Below are 17,169 nucleotides of genomic sequence, written 5' to 3' on the forward strand. Positions count from 1 at the left end.
TTAGTAAAATTATAATTTAGAAAAATATCCTGTATAAGTCAGGTTGCCTGAAATCGCTTTTACAAAATAATTACCTGAAGGCAAGTTGGCGATGTTAATATCCATATTTCCAACGGCAGGTTGTTGAATGGTTTCAACCACATTACCTGTCATATCATAAATTAATATTGCTTCAGCCGAAATACTGTTATTCAAACTAATTGTTTCGGTTGCAGGATTGGGATACATTACAATAGCATTCGGATTTACATCTTCAATACCACTTTCAAGGCGCACATCAAAAGCGAAATTGCCCGGAGAAACACTTACATCAAATGTTTTAATAATGTTACCGGATAAATCATAAATAGTTACAGCACCATAGCTGAAATAATCGGTTGTAGAAGTATAAATGTAGTTGTTCAGTTCATCAAACGCCAGTCCGTAAAAACTTGCACCAAATTCATCTTCACCAATAATGGTTGCAGCAGTCGGATCAAATTTGCTCAATGTAGTACCAAACATTTCCTGATAATAAATTGTGCCACCAAACACAGCAGAGGTGCCACATCCGGCAGAAATATTAATCAGGTTGGTGGTAGTTAAATCTGCACTTGCAATTTTGTAAGTAGATACAGAACTTCCTGTAAAATCTTTATTGTTGAGGGTGTAAATATTATCACCATCTATCATAATATTATCCGGATTAATACCATCTGCACCTAATTCAATTGTATTTTCGATAGTAGCAGTATTTAAATCAATAACTGCAATTTTACCAACTTCACTGCCAAAAATAAATCCGTTGTTAACGGCAACATAAGCTTTATTATCTTTAATAACCACACCTTCAGTAGTATAAGGCATTTCAACATTGTCGAATGCATGCACTAATTCCAGTGTCGATTTATCATAAATTTGAATGTAAGATGGTAATGTTACCAGATATTCACCGCGTGTAACAACAATATAATCATCGTTAACAGCAATTTTGCGAATACCGGGAATTTCAACAGATGCAATTAATTCATCTGAAGTTGTTGCATATTTATTTAAAAATTTATCAGCAGCAACATAATAAAATGCATCATCCATTTTAATATCGGATGCAAAACGTGCATTTTCAATTTCATCCAACACAGTGTAAATTTCTGTTGCCGGATCATAAGCGCCGATGCTAACAGGTGTAATAATTTCATTGGTTACATAATCAAAATAACCTTCATTGAGTATGAGCACGCGGTCTACATACGCTTGTGCGAACACATTTGCAGCAATAATCACTGCTAAAAAAGTAAAAGTAATCTTCCTCATCATTAAATGATTTAAATGGTTAATAAATAAGGAGGCATACAAATAAATGGAAACAGTACGAATACCGGTTACATCAAACTTTTGCCCCAAAAGTTTTTGATAGTGCAGTACGGGCAGGTCTTCTGGCTCTTCCACCTTTTGATTTACCTTCCCATCCAACGAGCGGACAGTGGCAAAGAAATATCAAAAGTTTACCAACAGGTTGCGGAATTACAGCAGTGGGGACTGCCCCGGATTTTCACCGGATTCCCTCTTAGGACAAACCTGAAAAATCAGGTCTATCAACCAGTAATGCAATGTAAAAATACGGCTCGGTAATTAAGGATGTACGTTTTGTTTAAATATTTTATACACAAAAATGCCACATCCAATACTAAAGGATGTGGCAGTTGCGTTTTTGCTTTGTCTTGTCGCAGAGACGTTCAAGTAAGAAAAGGCGCTGCGCCCCAGGGGTGCGGCGCCCTTACATTTTTAAGGGGTTCACTCATGTTTATTAAAGCCAAGCAGTAATGAGCCTCTTACACCTTCAGGCGTTGGTGTTATGGCAATGTTCACTGGAAAATTAATTCCCATTCGTTCAAATGTATAACCGGCAACCACCGAAACAGACGAACCGGTCAGGTTAACATTCGGTCCCATTCCAAATTCAATTCCATTACTTAGGCGTGCACCAATCATTACTGTTAAACTGGGAATAACCACATTCTGGTCTAAACCACCCAGCAACGGAACAAATTCAATAATACCACATGAACCATTCGGCAAAGTAAAAAAGCGTGTTTCAAATTGCCAGCCGAATTGTGTGATAAATGGATACAAAATTCTGTCTTTACCATACATGCGGTCGAAGGTGGGATCATTATTTATGGCATTGGTATATACATTGCCTAAATACGTTAATCCTAATCGCGGACCGGTTAAATTAATTGGTTTTGAAATTTCATCTTCTAAAACACTTTGTGCCTGCAATGCACAATTGGAAATCAGGGAATAGCAGAACATTAATGTAAGTAAGTAACGCATAGTTTGTAGTTTAGTTAACTAATTAAATTGTTGCGCAAACATAGATGCCATTACAAGCGGGAATTATGAAATAATAACACAGCAATAATTATTATTACTGATTAATAATACATGCGGAACAACCATGTGAAAAGTTGCAATTTTTGCAAAAAAAAGATAAATCATTGCCCATTTCAAGTATTTTTTGCAAATTGCACCGTATTAAAAACACCACAGCAATGGAAAATCCCTATCAGTTGGATTTTATTCAGCGGTTAAAACTCATGTTACCTGCACATATTTCTCTTGCAGACCAGTTAACAGAAATTCTGGAAGTTAGTCAGGACAGCGCTTACCGACGTATTCGCGGAGAAACAGCCATGAGTGTTGATGAGGCAATTAAATTATGTAATCATTATAAAATTCCGATTGCCTACTTCACCGATGAAATTCCGGGTTTAGTTAATTTCAAATATTTACCACCGGATGGTAAAAAGGAAACGTTTTATAAGCATCTGCAAATGGTCTTTAATTCGTCGGATGCATTATTAAACCACGACGACCGCAGGATAATTTATGCAGCTATTGATGCTCCCTTGTTTCAGCATTTTGCATTCGAAAAACTCGCTGCTTTTAAAATGCATTTTTGGATGCATGTAATTGATGGTGTTGAAGGATTTAAACCGTATTATGACATCAACGATATTGACCGTGAATTTTTAGCACTCGCAAAAAAGATTCATGAAACTTATATGGTAATTCCGAGCGATGAAATATGGCCGGAAGATATTATGATGACCACCTTAAAACAAATTGAATATTATTGAGATTCAGAATATTTTAAGAAAAAAGATGATGCGCTTGAAATACTTGCAGCATTAGATGAATTGGTGGACCACGCTGAAGATATGGCCACATTGAGCTGCAAATTAAAACCGGGCGATAAAATGAAACAACAATATGCCGAATTTAATTTGTATCAAACCGATGTGTTATTAGGAAACAATACCGTATTAACAAAAGCCGACGATAAAATAACAACTTATGTAAGTCACATGACGTTCAGCATACTCGCAACAAACAGCGAACGTTATGCGCAACAAACGGAAGCATGGCTGAAAAGTATATTAAGTAAATCGAATTTAATTAGTGGTATATCCGAAAAAAACCGCGGTCGCTATTTTAAAAATTTAAGAAAATTTATTGCTGTTACACGCGAACAAATTGAGCGGTAAATTAAATCATAAACAACCAGTATAACAAATAAAACGAAGCCGCAATTCCTACCAAACCAATTATGAGATAATTGGCGATGGCAATTTTTTCTCCCTTAAATTTTTTCGGGTCAGTCTTTATTTTTTTCCAACCTTTAGCGGTTAAAAATGCACCTAATCCAAGCAACAAAGCGGCAACAACAAACAATATCGGCGCACCAAATATGGCAGCTACGCCTACCCCAACACCTGCAGCAACTGCACCCGAACCCGACAATACCAAAGGCTCCAGTTTAGGCTCCACTTCGGTGCTGTCTTTTTCATCTTTTATAGGTAATACGCTTAATTCCGGTAATTGCGTTTCTTCAACATTACTTTCTACATAAAAATCATTTCCTTGTTGCACAACAGTAGTATCAGCAAGCAGTCCCGATGGCTGATTACCATTTATATCAACATTTTCAGCAAATATTACTGCAGAAAAACAAAACAAACCAATAAGCAATAAGGGCAATTTTTTCACAAACACAATTTTATGGATAACGGTCAAAATTAGGAATTATTATGCATATCACCATTTAGGCATACCTGTCAGTTTTTAACAAACTGTTGAACAGCGTAACCATCAACGGCAATAAAATATAATCCGGCAGCTAAATTTTCTATCGGCAACTGCATTGTCACATCCGAAATTGATTGTGTAAACAACAGTTCACCAACCGCATTATAACAACGCAAATTATTACCGATAGCGGATTCAGATAAATATATAGTCACTTGATCATCTGCAGGATTTGGCAATAAAGTAAATTCTTCCAATTCCCCTGCTCTTCCGCCAACACCAACAACAGCAACAACTTCATCTATACAATCATGTGCATCTTTAACTAATATTGTATACGTTCCTGCACTCAGTCCGTTAAATTTTTTCGCTGTTTGCCACGTTATACCACCATTTTTCGAATACATTTTCGAACCGAATCCACCCGTAGCATTCACGGTAATTTTCCCATTTGCAGCTCCTGCAACCGTTTCGTTTGTGATGCTGGAAACGGAAATATTTAAAACCGGATCCTGCGATATTACCACATTACCCATTACGACCGAACCGCATGCATCGGTAATTCTTATTTTATAAGTGCCGGCACAAACGCCTGCAACAGGCATGGTATATGGAATCCATGAACCACCACCGGGATTTTTATAGTCAAACGTATATGGCACACAACCATTATTTCCGGTAAACGATAAAACACCGTTACAACTGCCATAGCAGGTAACATTTGTGCTGTTCACCAACCAACTCAATGGCAAGGTTAAAAATTCATCTGCTCCCATATCAATGCCTGAACCTGAAACACGTGTTGTGGCATCCATATCCACATCAGTTATGTCAATACCTAAATCATCATAAGTAGGGTTACCTGTATTTACACATGGTGAACCATTTAATAAGTGAAAATCATACACAGGAGCAACAATATCGGTCAACATAGGGTTTGATGTAATCGAATTAATATCTTGTCCCGTTGCAATTTTATAATTATCATAACCAACAATATAATCAAAATCAAAAAAGAATTTTGCATTATTTAATCCGGACGGGTAATAATAATCGTTGTAATTTAGAATATTATTGTATCCTGAATTAACAGTTTCAGCGTTCACCATCCAGGCATTGGTAGAAGTATAAAAAATATTATTTTCAACCACACAATTTAATGCATACTGAATCCACAATTGTCCGAAGCCGGTATTTAATATATCATTATCAAAAACAGTATTTCCTGTAAATGTACAGTTCTGCACCTGACCTGTTGCCGGAAAATCATATCCGCCAAAACCCAAACCTGCTTTTTCATTTTTGTAGATGATATTATTTCTAACAGTAATATTTTCAGCAATAAATCCCGCATTTTCGCAACCAATTTCAAGCCCTACATCGCTGCCGGTTATGGTATTATTTTCTACGATAATATCTTTACCACCATCCACATAAACACCACCCGCAAACCCGCCGCCGTATATCGATTTAGCAGCCGTTACACTATTATTTTTACATACACCGTTGCGTGCAAAATTCACAGCATCATTCGTGTTCACCCAATCTTCACCTCCAATCATAACGATGCCGATATTATTTATATCATTTAAAACATTGTTACTTATTTCAAAACCATCAACATTACCATTTACTGCAATCCCCTCACTTGGTGCCGGGTCTAAATTGGTTAAGGTATTTCCACTGATTAATATATTCGTAAATGCAGTGGTTGTGTTCGAGCCGACAAACAAAACACCAACAGCATTATCGCCAATAAGGTCATGCATATTGTTGTTTAAAATTTTAATATCATCTCCCCTGCCCTCACATAAAATTGCGTAACTCTCGTTGCAGTCAGTATTATAAAATTCGCAGTTTGAAATTTCGATATGATTATTATTGCCATATAAATTAATTATTGGTTGATAATTACCATTGTGATTTGTAAATTTTAATCCGTCTATTTTAATGTAATCTTTATTTTCGATATACATCAAAGCCTGACTGTTGCCAATTGTAGCACCGTCTAAAATCACGATATCATCATTATAATTTTGCAGCGTAATATAAATACCTGCCGCTCCCCCGTCGTTCCAGGTAATTTTACCGGTATAGGTTCCGGCCATCACATTAATTACATCGCCATCGTTAGCCATGTTTATGGCAAATTGGATAGTTTTCCATGCTGTTGCGGTTGAAGTGCCTGCTGCAGCGTTATTTCCGGTTGGGGACACATAATAGGTAGCAGCAAAATTTTGTAAAGCCACAAACATTAAGGCGATGGTAAAAAAACGTTTCATGCCCTAAAAATAATAAAAAGCAAGAGGCAATTCAGTTGAATCAAAAAAAAATCCACCCTTGTGAGGTGGACTCTTTTCATACTGGTTGTTATTCCTAACAGTTAATGAATATAATTTATCAGTTCATCAACGCTGCTGCTAAACCAAAACTCATCGTAAACAACAAAATAATTTGGTTTATCGACTACATGCGCGTAGGCATATTTCGCTAATTCCAATTTTGATGATTCGAAACTAAATTCCCGCATTAATCGCGCAACCTGCTCAGCAGTAAACCAATTATTCGCCATTGCCTGTTTCGCAACATTTAATCTGGTATCATCAAACCACTGATTTTTTAATGTTTGCAACAGCTGATCAAAAACCGGCTGCGGCATGGCAGTAGTAACTGCACACACAGGAGTCACCGGCTGATTATATTGCTGATAATCGGGATAATAAGGTTCATAATATTGGTTATCATATATTGCAATATCCTGAACCGATTTTATAAAAAATCTACCGAAATTATCAATAACACCATGCACTAACGAGGCGGGTTTAATATATACATAACCACTGTAAATACGCACCTTTTGAGTAGTTGTATAATAACCGCTGTGTTGCATGCGGTCAGTATAAATTTCAACAAAGTGATTTCCCGGAGACATATTACTTACAGCAAATTTTTTAACCGGTTCATTAAAAAAATCGCCATCAATCGACACCGTTATATAATTAGCGCCTTGCGATTTAATTTCAAAAGTTGAATTGCCGTAATTAGGATAAACATTTTGATAATGCGGTGGTGCTGCAAAAACATTTTGCATTTGCAATAACAGCACAAACATTGTTTTTAGTAAACCATTTTTCATATATCCTCCTTTTTATACCAGAGATTCCATTTTCGTGCCAAAGTCAAAATCTTATAAAAAGGAAATTCTAAAACAATGTTTTGGAGCAACACCTTTTATACACACCAGCACACTCCCAACCGGTCATCCACTGCAACTCCGCTCCCGCCATCGGTTTAATGTATTTGGGCGGGATGCGGGGTTTTCGTTTCTGCCCGGGCTAGATTTTACGTATTCGTTTCTATCAAATTTTATTTACGATTAAACAGCGAATTAAATGGTTATGTATTTAATGTGCATGTTGTCGCGCAAACAAATAAATGTTATTTATTAAAATAAATACTATTAATACTTTGAAAATGTTTGACTTAGACTGTCTACATTTGGGAGTAGCACTCAATTGCCCTTGGACTGTCTGCATTTGTTTGTTGCACCCAAATCCCCCCTCCAGGGACTGTCTACAATTGGTTGTAGCACCCAAATCCCTCCAGAGACTGTCTACATTTGGGTGTAGCACCCAAATGAAAAATTGTTATCGATAGCATAAATTCCAATAATTAGAAAAAGTATAAAGCAAGCTCAGTCCGCATTTGGGTGAGGCACCCAAATGAAAAAATGATATCGATAGAATAAATTCCAATCCTACAATTAAAATAACTCCTTGCATTGTCTACATTTGGTTATAGCACCAAAATCCCCCTCCAGGGACTGTCTACATTTGGTTGTAGCACCCAAATCCCCTCCAGAGACTGTCTACATTTGGGTGTAGCACCCAAATGAAAAAATGATATCGATAGCATAAATTCCAATAATTAGAAAAACTATAAAGCAAGCTCAGTCCGCATTTGGGTGAGGCACCCAAATGAAAAAATGTTATCGATGGAATAAATTCCAATGATCTATGAAACCTTATAGACCAGCACTTTCCAATTTAAAACAATCACCATTTTTTCACGCGGGTGCGAGCACCCGAAAGTCATTTGGGTGCCCCACCCAAATGGGACAGTCGTTGGGGCACAATTGCGGCGATGGTTTCAACAGAGGAGTTTACAAGCGATTTTTGGGAGTAACGTGGTTCATTGGAATAATATAATTAAAATATCACGCCAAGTATGCTATTATTAGGTCATTAACTATGAAGTATTAAATAAAATTTCGGTAAAAAAATTACCTTATGATTGTTTATCCTAAATAGTTTTAATCTTATCAATCACATTAGGTAAAAAATCTTGTATGATGTTCCATACAATTGATAAATCCACACCAGCATAATCATGGACTATTCTATTACGAAAACCCCGTATTTTGTGCCAATCTATTGAACTATTGGCATCCTTGAGATCATCAGATAGTCGATTTGCTGCTTCTCCAATAATTTCAAAGTTTCTTATTACCGCATCTACAGTTTTTTCGTCAATGTAGAATTCTTCGAATGTCATACCAAAAGTGTAGCGAAAAATTTTATCACCACTTTCGATAATGTCTTTAAGTAATACAGCATCTTCTCGTTTAGACATATTGTATTTCCTTCTCTATGCTCAAATAAAAATATTCCCTTAATGCTTTTTTAGATATTAAATCAACCCTTCTGTGCAGTTGGCTTTCAATAAAATCTGCTAAATCGATAAATTCAATCCCGATGGGTTTGTTGAAATCTACAATTATATCTACATCACTATTGGCGGTGAAATCATCTCGAGTAATTGATCCGAACAACCCAATTTCGCTTACGAAAAATCTTTCCAACAGTTCTGGTTTCATTTTTTCCAGTTCGTTTTTTATATGCGTAAGATGATTCATATACCAAAGATAAGCATTATTTGTTTTCAAAATTAAAGAGCGAATCCACCTAAGAAAATAATCAAACTTTAATAAAACTCTGCATTCACGCGGGTGCGAGCACCCGAAAGTCATTTGGGTGCCCCACCCAAATGGGACAGTCGTTGGGATGCAATTGCGGCGATGGTTTCAACGGAGGAGTTTACAAGCGATTTTTTGATGCTGTAATTTGATTCAATAGTAACTAAGGAACGTAGTGCATTCGAGCAAAGACCTTAAACAAAGACACAATTCACAAATAACCTATTCAAATGCTTCTTTATCATCCATATAATGGCCGATTTCACCGGATTCAATGGATTGGATTTCCAAATCGAATTTCCGTTTGTTAACCTGTTTTATTACTGCAGCAGGTATATCTTGTTTATAAATTGTATCACCCTTTATTGCATAAATTCCTGTCGAATCAAATCTGATATAATCACTAATTCTGTATCCTGAATCGTAAGTCCAACCGGTGGATTTAATATAGTTAACATCTATTGAACCAGGACAGCCAATCATGAAGAGCATTACTATGATAACAATTTTATGCATGATTTATCTAAATAATGTTTTGGAATTATTTTATGTTGCTAGTTAAGGTAATGTCTTTTTAATTTATCACCAATGATTTATTAAACCGATTTTACTACTATCAGCAATTGTCAATTTAGGGAACAAGTCATCATCTGTTTTGGGTACACAATCTACACCGGAAGAAAAAACCAGATATTTGTTACCAATTTTTTCATAGTTATAGTAGATATTTTTAGCATTAAAACCTTGCATTGGGTCATAAATAGGTGCCATTTTATCGTCGATTAGAAGTTGCATTAAACTATCCGGATATTGTCCATGTGATAAATTGTAATATTCTAAATTTTGGACAAGTCTGTTCAACTGCATTTGCGAACTTTCTTTAAAACTGTTTTGAAATCCTGAAGTACGAGTCCCCACAAGATAAATTGCCGTGTATGCAATTATTGTCCACAAGATACCTGCAGATCCAATTACAATAAGTCGTTTGTCTTTATATTTATAAATACCATAAAGTAAAAGTGCTAACCCAATTAATGCACCTATTAAGGGTATCACACAAAAAAGCCCTAATAAATATGGTGGTTTGTTTTTTGGTGGAATTGCGTTTTTTTCCATTTTTGGGGTGCTTGGTAATTTAAATTGTGTTCAATCTTTAGAATAGACAGTTTTCTATTATTTACCCTTCAAAAATATCATTTAATCCTAACAAAAATATCATTTTCAAAGCGGTGCGGAACACTGGCGATTGATTTGGGTGCCCCACCCAAATGGGACAGTCGTTGGGATGCAATTGCGGCGATGGATTCAAAAGAGGAGTAAACATCCACTTTTTTGAAACTGTTGCTGCATCTAATGGCAACCAAGAAACGTTGAATTCGATTATTCGCGCTTTTTGGGCTTGGGATATGCATCATAGGGGAAATTCCGATATTGCAATTTTTGTTGGATTGTTGAATCTTCTGTCAATTCAACACTTTTATACAATTCCATCAAAGTATGAAATAATATTCTTAACTCCACCGGCTCTTCATCGAAACCATATGCTCTACTTTTGTAAATGGCATCATTTGTCTGTATTAAAACACCACAAGTTTGGTCGTCGGTCCAATGGGCTTCATAAAATTCTTGCAAACTATCAAGTTCAATGCTATTGATTTCTGTGACAACACGATCAAAAATTTCAGGTGATAATTTACCGGAAAAATTGCCTTTTTTTTCTGTGTGGTTTGCACCTATAAAATACATATTTCCTATACTATCAATTTCCAAAAACATAGCAGGACATGTGCCGTAACACACAGTACTATAGAAAGCTATACGTTCCGGTTTGAAGTTAAATTGATTTTCAATCTTATGTAATTCGACAATTCCGGACTCAAGGCCTTCACGTCTGTCAAAAAGCAAATTGGTTTCCTTTGACGCTGGTTTAAGCAACATGTCCGTAGAGCTTATACTATCAATAAGAAATTTAAATATTTGATGCTCTTCCTTTATTTCATTTATTACGTAGTCAATTACTATGGTGTCGCCATTAATCAAATATTTTGAAAATGCACCATAGGGCCATAAGAAGCTGCAGGTGCTATCCTGAAAAGTAAAAATATACGCCGTTTTGCTCCATGTATCACCGTAATAATTAGTTTTCCAATTGCCTAAAAGTTGCTCGTGCGTTTTCATTTCAGCATTTGTTTGACTTTTAGTAAAACCAATAAAACCGAATAACAGGAATACGAGAATTGATGTTTTCATGTTATATTTTAATTAAATGTTCCAATATTTTTTGACATTTTAAAAATAAGCAAAACGAATTTGTCTCATTTTATTATTCCCGTTTCGGAGGTATCGGATACCCATCAATAGTAAAATCCCGGTAACGTAATTTATTTTCTACGGTTGTATCCTCTGTCAAGTCAACATTTTTATAAAGTTCCATTAGGGTATGAAACAAAATTCTTAACTCCACCGGTTCTTTAGAGAAACCATAGGCACTACTTTCATAAATTTTAGTATTTGTTTTTATTAAAACCCCACAGGTTTGGTCGTCGGTCCAATTGGCTGCATACCATGGTTTTAAGGTATCCAGGTTAATACTGTTGATTTCTGACAGTATTCGGTTATATAATTGTAATGGCACTTTACCTGAATAACTCCCTTTTTTTTCGGTATCCATTATTCCAATAAAATAAATATTTCGTGCACTGTCGATTTCTAAATACATAACCGGGCATGGTCCTCCACAATCTGTACTATAATAAGCAATGTATTCCGGTTTCCAATTATACTGAGTTTTCACTTTAGTCAATTGGATATTATCAGTATCAAATTTAATACTACTGTCAAATAGCTCTTTGGTTTCGGCAGTTATAGGTTTGAGTGTCATGTGAACAGCAGTCAAACTATCAATCAGAAATTTATATGTTAACTTCCCTTCAACCAACTGCCGTCTACCACGATGTGTTCTTTCCTTAATCAGCAATGTATCACCGCTAATCCAATATTTTGAGAATTCACCATATGGCAGCAGATAACTGCAAGTATTATCCCGAAATGAAAATATGAATGCCGTTTCTTTTGTATAGGTTTTAAAATAGTCGGTTTTCCAATTACCGATAAGTTGCTCGTGGAGTTCATTTTCATGATTGTTTTTGGAGCAACCGATAAACCCAAATATAATTAGAAGAAGGAATAAATTTTTCATAATATTATTTAACAACATGGAAAAACCATTAGGAATCTAAGTTAATCCTAAATTTTTAATGGGTTAATTCATAACTTTCAATAACGTCAAAACCCAATTCTCCTTTTTTTACGTACAATATCAAACTGTCTGCATTATCAACTTTTTCAGTATCGTTAAAACGAAAAAACATTTTTTTCTCAATATTAAAGTAGTTGATTACCACTACGGGTCGTCTTTCATGTCTGTGTCTTTTAGGACCACGTAAAGAATATTTATCTTTAATTTCGAATTGATATTCAGCTGCAGGTTTGCTTGCAGCATAATAATTTATAGCCATAAAAATATAACAAGAAATAAATCCCCAGGAAATAAAATTTTGCATTAATGGAAAAAAGTTACTTTTTACCGAATAGGTACGTTTATAATGACCTCTATTAAAATAAAAGGTTGCTAAACCGGTAATAACAACTACAGAGCCGGGTATATATATATGTATAATAGTATTATGGTAGATATTGATTTCAAAGATGAACAACACAATTCCAATGAAAAATGTGATTAAATAAAATAACTTCCAAAAATCGAAATTCATTACAAAATAGCGTTACTAAAAATGTTGGTTCTAGTTAAACCGCACTTGCAAGTTTAATTTAATAAATATCCTACCACCTTCACGATATAAGTTTCCAAAATTGTAACGGCTAGTGCTTGCTTGTTCTAGACGAGTGTTGTTTAGTAAGTATTTCTGAAACTCATTACGATTATAAATATGGTAACAAACTAGTTCACCAGTTTCTTTTACTATTATAATTCCACCAGTAGCATCATATTGACCAGTCCACATTGTCGAAGGTGTCATTCCTAATGCACTGTCAGTTAAGAAGTTTTTTATTTTGTACTCATAAAAAGGATGACCTTCGGATAAGTCAAAACATAAAGGGTTATTTATTGTCAAACGTTTAAGTGCAGGGGCAAGTAAAGTAAGACCTGGCGTTGAATATTTTAGCAATAAAAGTTCGGCTAATATTTGAGGTAAGTCACTATCAATAAGTTGTAAATTCAATTGTAAGGTTGCAGATTGAATTTTTTTAAATTCCAACATAAAACCATGTGCTCTTATTAGCGAAATTCTATTCGCAATTTTTGGGGAGCTTTCGACTGCATTGATTTCTTCTATATTTAATTCACCTTCACCGATAACTTCATAAATGAAATTAGTTGTATTACCAGGATTAAACAAAGTTGAGTTTCCTCCAAGCATTGATTTAATGCTGAAACCAAGTTGCGGCTGCATTCCTGTATTTAAATCATGAACTACAACTTTTATGTCAGCTTTGTCGGTTTTTAAGGCAGTTAATGAGTGAATATCAATGCTATGTAAAAAAGCTTCAATATCATTAAATGCAAAACTTCTTCCTTCAGCGTTTCGTAATTCATTAAACAATTGTTGTGAACGATTGAGGAAATCAATTATTGGTAAATTTAAAAGCTCAGTATTATTACCATCAAAAATTTTAACGTTCCCATTAATTCTGTACTCTCTATTGACTGTGTTTTCCTGCCTAAGGATTTTAATTATTGGATAATAAATATTTGGAATAGCATTAAGATTTGCATCCGCCGCATTTAATCTTCCATCTGCTAGTAATTTGAGGAAAACATATATTTCACTCCATTCGCCTTTATTTCCTGTAATCATATTTTTTTGTCTAAAGTTACATAACCTTTTTTGTCAACAGAATATATAAAAAGGCTGATAATGTTTTCTTTCTCAACTATTTTTCTTTTAGTTAAGTAATCAATTAATTCAGAGCTAAAATTTGTAGAAATATAAACCCCTTCATAGCTGTTTACGGGCAATGATTTACTTGCTGCAAAAGATTTTAAATAGCCTATAAGTTGAGAAATTTCTTCAATCCCAATTTTTGTATTTTTCTTTAATTCAAAAAATGAATAGTAGTACACCCTGCCTTCTTGCTTGAATGTCGCTAAAATGTCACTCCTAAATTGCATTGATTTGAAAACAGGAGCTTCTAAAATTAATTCATTGAAATTGACTAATCCAAGTTTATCTCGAACACTATTTGAGTTGTGTAATACATTATATACAATGTATGCATGTAAAACATCCTCTAAAATAGCACAACCATTTTCAGAAGGTATTTGATTAAAAATCAATTCAGTTGGAGTTGAATAATTTTCAATATCTTCAGCTTTAAAAAGTCTTGATTCAATTTTTTCTAGTTTCAATTTTGGACTTGGAATCTGAATAAAGTCTGTGGGGTTGGTTTTAGGATTATATTTATAAAATTGATGCAAAATCTCTTGAAATTCCGATTCAAATAGTTGACGAATACCTCTGTATGAAGAATTTACATCTCTTGACAAACTAATTAGTGAATCAATTTTATTTGACTCAATTAAACTATAAAATTCAAAAGCTGGTACCGTATTTGGAAAATAAAATTTGATTTTAAAATTAAACCTAAATGGATAACATTCTGTGTCATCTTTAAAAACAGTATCGTAACATATGTATGGAAGAGTTGTTACTTCATACACACCATAAAATTGAGATAATGGATGTTTTGCATAAAGTAAAATTAAATCACCTGGTTTTACAGCATATAAGTCTTTAATTTTACCCCATAAAGTACTCCTGTTTTCATTACCATTGCCAACATTGCCATAAATTCCTTTTTTAATGGAAATTGGCAATGCCTTTTCATTGGTAATGCAAATATGAAATCCCATACTAATGTTACAAGTTTAATAATTTTAAAAGTGCTTTCGCTGTTGCTTGAATAGCTGGCACGGCAACGGAATTACCGAATTGTTTGTAAGCTGATGCGTCAGCAACAGGAATTACATATTTGTCTGGGAAGCCTTGTAATCTTGCCCATTCTCTTGGTGTCATTTTACGAATGCCTTCTCTGTTTACAGTACCTTTGATATGAGTTGTAGGAGTAAAATCGGTGATTCTGTGGTCGTAAACTAAATTTCTTTCACGACCCATACCACCAACTACTATAGCATTTGCAATTCCTTCATCAGGAATTATTGCAAAGCCAAATCCATTACCCTTGCTTTCATGTCTTTCCTTATGATTAATTAACGTTTGAACATACTGAGTTGAAAGAAAGTATTTTGTTGCAGGAACTTTTTTCTCTTTTACATCTGCAAATTTTATTTTTTTCTTTAATGGCTTGGGATATTCAAAAGTTGATACACCTTGGTCCTTTCTGAAACCAACAATGTATATTCTTTCTCTTTGTTGTGGAACACCAAAATGTTTTGCATTTACAATTTGCGGTTCGGGAACAAAATAATCAAGGTCATTACGCAAAACATTAAGGATAGTATCAAGTGTTTTACCCCCATTGTGATTTTTTAAACCCTTTACATTTTCAAGAAAAATAGCTTTCGGTTTTTTACGTTTTATTATTTCAGCAACATCAAAAAACAAAGTTCCTCTTGTATCCTCAAATCCACCACGTTTGCCTGCAATTGAAAATGCTTGACAAGGAAACCCAGCGCATAAAACATCAAACTCGTCTGGAATAAATTTTTTGGTTTCCTCTTTGGTTATATCTCCAAATGGAACTTCGCCGAAATTTGCTCTGTATGTTTTTTGTGCATCTTTGTCCCATTCACTTGTGAAGACACATTTCCCACCCAAATTTTGCATTGCAATTCTGAAACCTCCAATGCCGGCAAATAAGTCAATAAATTTAAAAGTGTATTTTTCAGGAGTAGGGAATGGCACTTCAATCATTTCTTTTAATAGTAGTTGCATAGCATCATCCATGACCATAGAGACGTTGTTCTCCTCTTCTTGAAATTGAATATACTCCTTAATATAATTTATTGCATCCTTCTTAAAATGTTTTGCAATACCATTATCGATATTGTGCAAATAATGGGTAATAACAGCCTTCTTGTGGTTCGAAGTTACGCCTTCAACAAATTTGATTTGAAACTTTTTCCCGTCAAACTCCTCAATTGTCAATTTTTCTTTCAGTTTCATTTATAGTTTTTTTAATTTTAACAATGCATTGGTCTAGATTTTGAGTAATTTCCTTACCCCAAAATCTTAATACTTGCCATCCGTTTTCAGACAATGTTTCATTAACTTCTTTGTCTCTTTCGATGTTTCGTTCAATTTTAGTATGCCAAAATTTTTGATTGCTTTTGTGGTCAAACTTACGAATTTCCCAATTCTTTCCGTGCCAAAACTCGCCGTCAACAAATATAGCAAGTTTATATTTTTTAAAAGTTATATCAGGTTTTCCGTAAACTGTTTTATCATTTTTCCTGTATCTGAAACCTTGAGCAAACAATGCCTTTGCCAAAACCGTTTCAATTGCAGACCCTGTAGCCCTAACAGCTTGCATATTCCTTCTTCTCTGTTCTGAAGTTAATTTGTTCATCAATTAGTTTTCTGCATACTAATGAAAAATACATGCCTGTGAGATCGAACGCAACTTGCCCAAATCTCACTTTTCTTTTCCATGAATAATTTGTCACCATCAAATATAGAGCCCCTGAGTTTATTAGGGACATAATCTGGTCCAATAGAAGATTTTCCAGCGCCATTTGACCCTGTTATTATTATTAAAATGGGCATTAGAAAGAGAGGTTGAGCCGTTTCCTCAAGCTATTAGCCTCCGAAGGATTAAGCTCTTTTAGAACATTCATCTCTCTTGACGAAGAAACAACTGAAACAAGTTTAATTACCCCGTCCGGATACTCTAAATAGCATTGATTTGATGAAAGTTCTTTCAAATTAATCATAAAAGGTAGGCCATCATGAAGTTTTTGATCTCTTAATTTTCTCACCACGATACTATTTCCACTCGCAGAAATTCGTTTAACTTTCATATACCAAAGGTACAAAATAAATTCAAATATTTAAGGTCTTTTGGCATATGTTTATATGATT

At 34.6% G+C, this 17,169-nt stretch carries 18 protein-coding genes and 1 riboswitch; of the genes, 2 read left to right on the forward strand and 16 right to left on the reverse strand.

Annotation, left to right across the window (positions count from 1 at the left end):
* Positions 1-9: 9 nt before the first annotated feature.
* Both IPI65_19430 and IPI65_19435 read right to left on the reverse strand, forming a co-directional pair.
* Positions 10-1,296 (reverse strand): T9SS type A sorting domain-containing protein, encoded by a 1,287-nt coding sequence (locus IPI65_19430; protein MBK7443600.1) that lies wholly within the window; start codon positions 1,294-1,296, stop codon positions 10-12.
* Between the two features lie 91 nt (positions 1,297-1,387).
* Positions 1,388-1,598: riboswitch (cobalamin riboswitch) on the reverse strand.
* A gap of 175 nt (positions 1,599-1,773) precedes the next feature.
* Positions 1,774-2,316: a hypothetical protein gene (locus IPI65_19435; GenBank protein MBK7443601.1), complete on the reverse strand. Its 543-nt coding sequence runs from the start codon at positions 2,314-2,316 to the stop codon at positions 1,774-1,776.
* A 218-nt stretch (positions 2,317-2,534) separates the two neighbouring features.
* Here IPI65_19435 and IPI65_19440 point away from each other — a divergent pair, with 218 nt between their 5' ends.
* A complete protein-coding gene (locus tag IPI65_19440) occupies positions 2,535-3,122 on the forward strand; it encodes a hypothetical protein (GenBank protein ID MBK7443602.1) in 588 nt (195 codons plus the stop codon).
* Positions 3,123-3,242: 120 nt separating this feature from the next.
* Positions 3,243-3,530 (forward strand): hypothetical protein, encoded by a 288-nt coding sequence (locus tag IPI65_19445; GenBank protein ID MBK7443603.1) that lies wholly within the window; start codon positions 3,243-3,245, stop codon positions 3,528-3,530.
* Position 3,531: 1 nt separating this feature from the next.
* Here IPI65_19445 and IPI65_19450 read toward each other — a convergent pair whose 3' ends face one another.
* The 14 genes from IPI65_19450 to vsr form a co-directional block, all read right to left on the reverse strand.
* On the reverse strand, positions 3,532-4,032 hold the full coding sequence (locus IPI65_19450; GenBank protein ID MBK7443604.1) for a hypothetical protein: 501 nt from the start codon (positions 4,030-4,032) through the stop codon (positions 3,532-3,534).
* A gap of 68 nt (positions 4,033-4,100) precedes the next feature.
* A complete protein-coding gene (locus IPI65_19455) occupies positions 4,101-6,353 on the reverse strand; it encodes a right-handed parallel beta-helix repeat-containing protein (protein ID MBK7443605.1) in 2,253 nt (750 codons plus the stop codon).
* Positions 6,354-6,454: 101 nt separating this feature from the next.
* Positions 6,455-7,207, reverse strand: a complete 753-nt coding sequence (locus IPI65_19460; GenBank protein ID MBK7443606.1) for a DUF4476 domain-containing protein — start codon at positions 7,205-7,207, stop codon at positions 6,455-6,457.
* A 1,166-nt stretch (positions 7,208-8,373) separates the two neighbouring features.
* Positions 8,374-8,703 carry a DUF86 domain-containing protein gene (locus tag IPI65_19465; protein MBK7443607.1) on the reverse strand — a complete coding sequence of 110 codons (330 nt, stop codon included), beginning with the start codon at positions 8,701-8,703 and terminating at the stop codon, positions 8,374-8,376.
* Entirely contained in the window at positions 8,696-8,986 is a 291-nt protein-coding gene (locus IPI65_19470) for a nucleotidyltransferase family protein (protein ID MBK7443608.1), read from the reverse strand. The genes IPI65_19465 and IPI65_19470 overlap by 8 nt, the downstream gene beginning before the upstream one ends.
* 282 nt (positions 8,987-9,268) lie before the next feature.
* On the reverse strand, positions 9,269-9,562 hold the full coding sequence (locus IPI65_19475) for a hypothetical protein (protein MBK7443609.1): 294 nt from the start codon (positions 9,560-9,562) through the stop codon (positions 9,269-9,271).
* A 66-nt stretch (positions 9,563-9,628) separates the two neighbouring features.
* Positions 9,629-10,162 (reverse strand): hypothetical protein, encoded by a 534-nt coding sequence (locus tag IPI65_19480; GenBank protein MBK7443610.1) that lies wholly within the window; start codon positions 10,160-10,162, stop codon positions 9,629-9,631.
* A 264-nt stretch (positions 10,163-10,426) separates the two neighbouring features.
* Positions 10,427-11,296, reverse strand: a complete 870-nt coding sequence (locus IPI65_19485; GenBank protein MBK7443611.1) for a hypothetical protein — start codon at positions 11,294-11,296, stop codon at positions 10,427-10,429.
* Between the two features lie 73 nt (positions 11,297-11,369).
* A complete protein-coding gene (locus tag IPI65_19490) occupies positions 11,370-12,245 on the reverse strand; it encodes a hypothetical protein (GenBank protein ID MBK7443612.1) in 876 nt (291 codons plus the stop codon).
* Positions 12,246-12,300: 55 nt separating this feature from the next.
* Positions 12,301-12,765 (reverse strand): hypothetical protein, encoded by a 465-nt coding sequence (locus tag IPI65_19495; GenBank protein MBK7443613.1) that lies wholly within the window; start codon positions 12,763-12,765, stop codon positions 12,301-12,303.
* Between the two features lie 84 nt (positions 12,766-12,849).
* Positions 12,850-13,926, reverse strand: coding sequence for an HpaII family restriction endonuclease (locus tag IPI65_19500; GenBank protein ID MBK7443614.1), 1,077 nt, complete (start codon positions 13,924-13,926; stop codon positions 12,850-12,852).
* Entirely contained in the window at positions 13,923-14,981 is a 1,059-nt protein-coding gene (locus IPI65_19505) for a hypothetical protein (GenBank protein ID MBK7443615.1), read from the reverse strand. Before IPI65_19505 ends, IPI65_19500 begins: the two co-directional genes overlap by 4 nt.
* Positions 14,982-14,988: 7 nt before the next feature.
* Positions 14,989-16,254 carry a DNA cytosine methyltransferase gene (locus IPI65_19510; protein MBK7443616.1) on the reverse strand — a complete coding sequence of 422 codons (1,266 nt, stop codon included), beginning with the start codon at positions 16,252-16,254 and terminating at the stop codon, positions 14,989-14,991.
* Complete coding sequence (vsr, locus tag IPI65_19515) at positions 16,226-16,657, reverse strand: DNA mismatch endonuclease Vsr (protein ID MBK7443617.1); 432 nt, start codon at positions 16,655-16,657, stop codon at positions 16,226-16,228. The genes IPI65_19510 and vsr overlap by 29 nt, the downstream gene beginning before the upstream one ends.
* Between the last annotated feature and the right edge of the window lie 512 nt (positions 16,658-17,169).

The sequence above is a fragment of the Bacteroidota bacterium genome, assembly GCA_016706255.1.
Lineage (GTDB): Bacteria > Bacteroidota > Bacteroidia > Chitinophagales > BACL12 > UBA7236.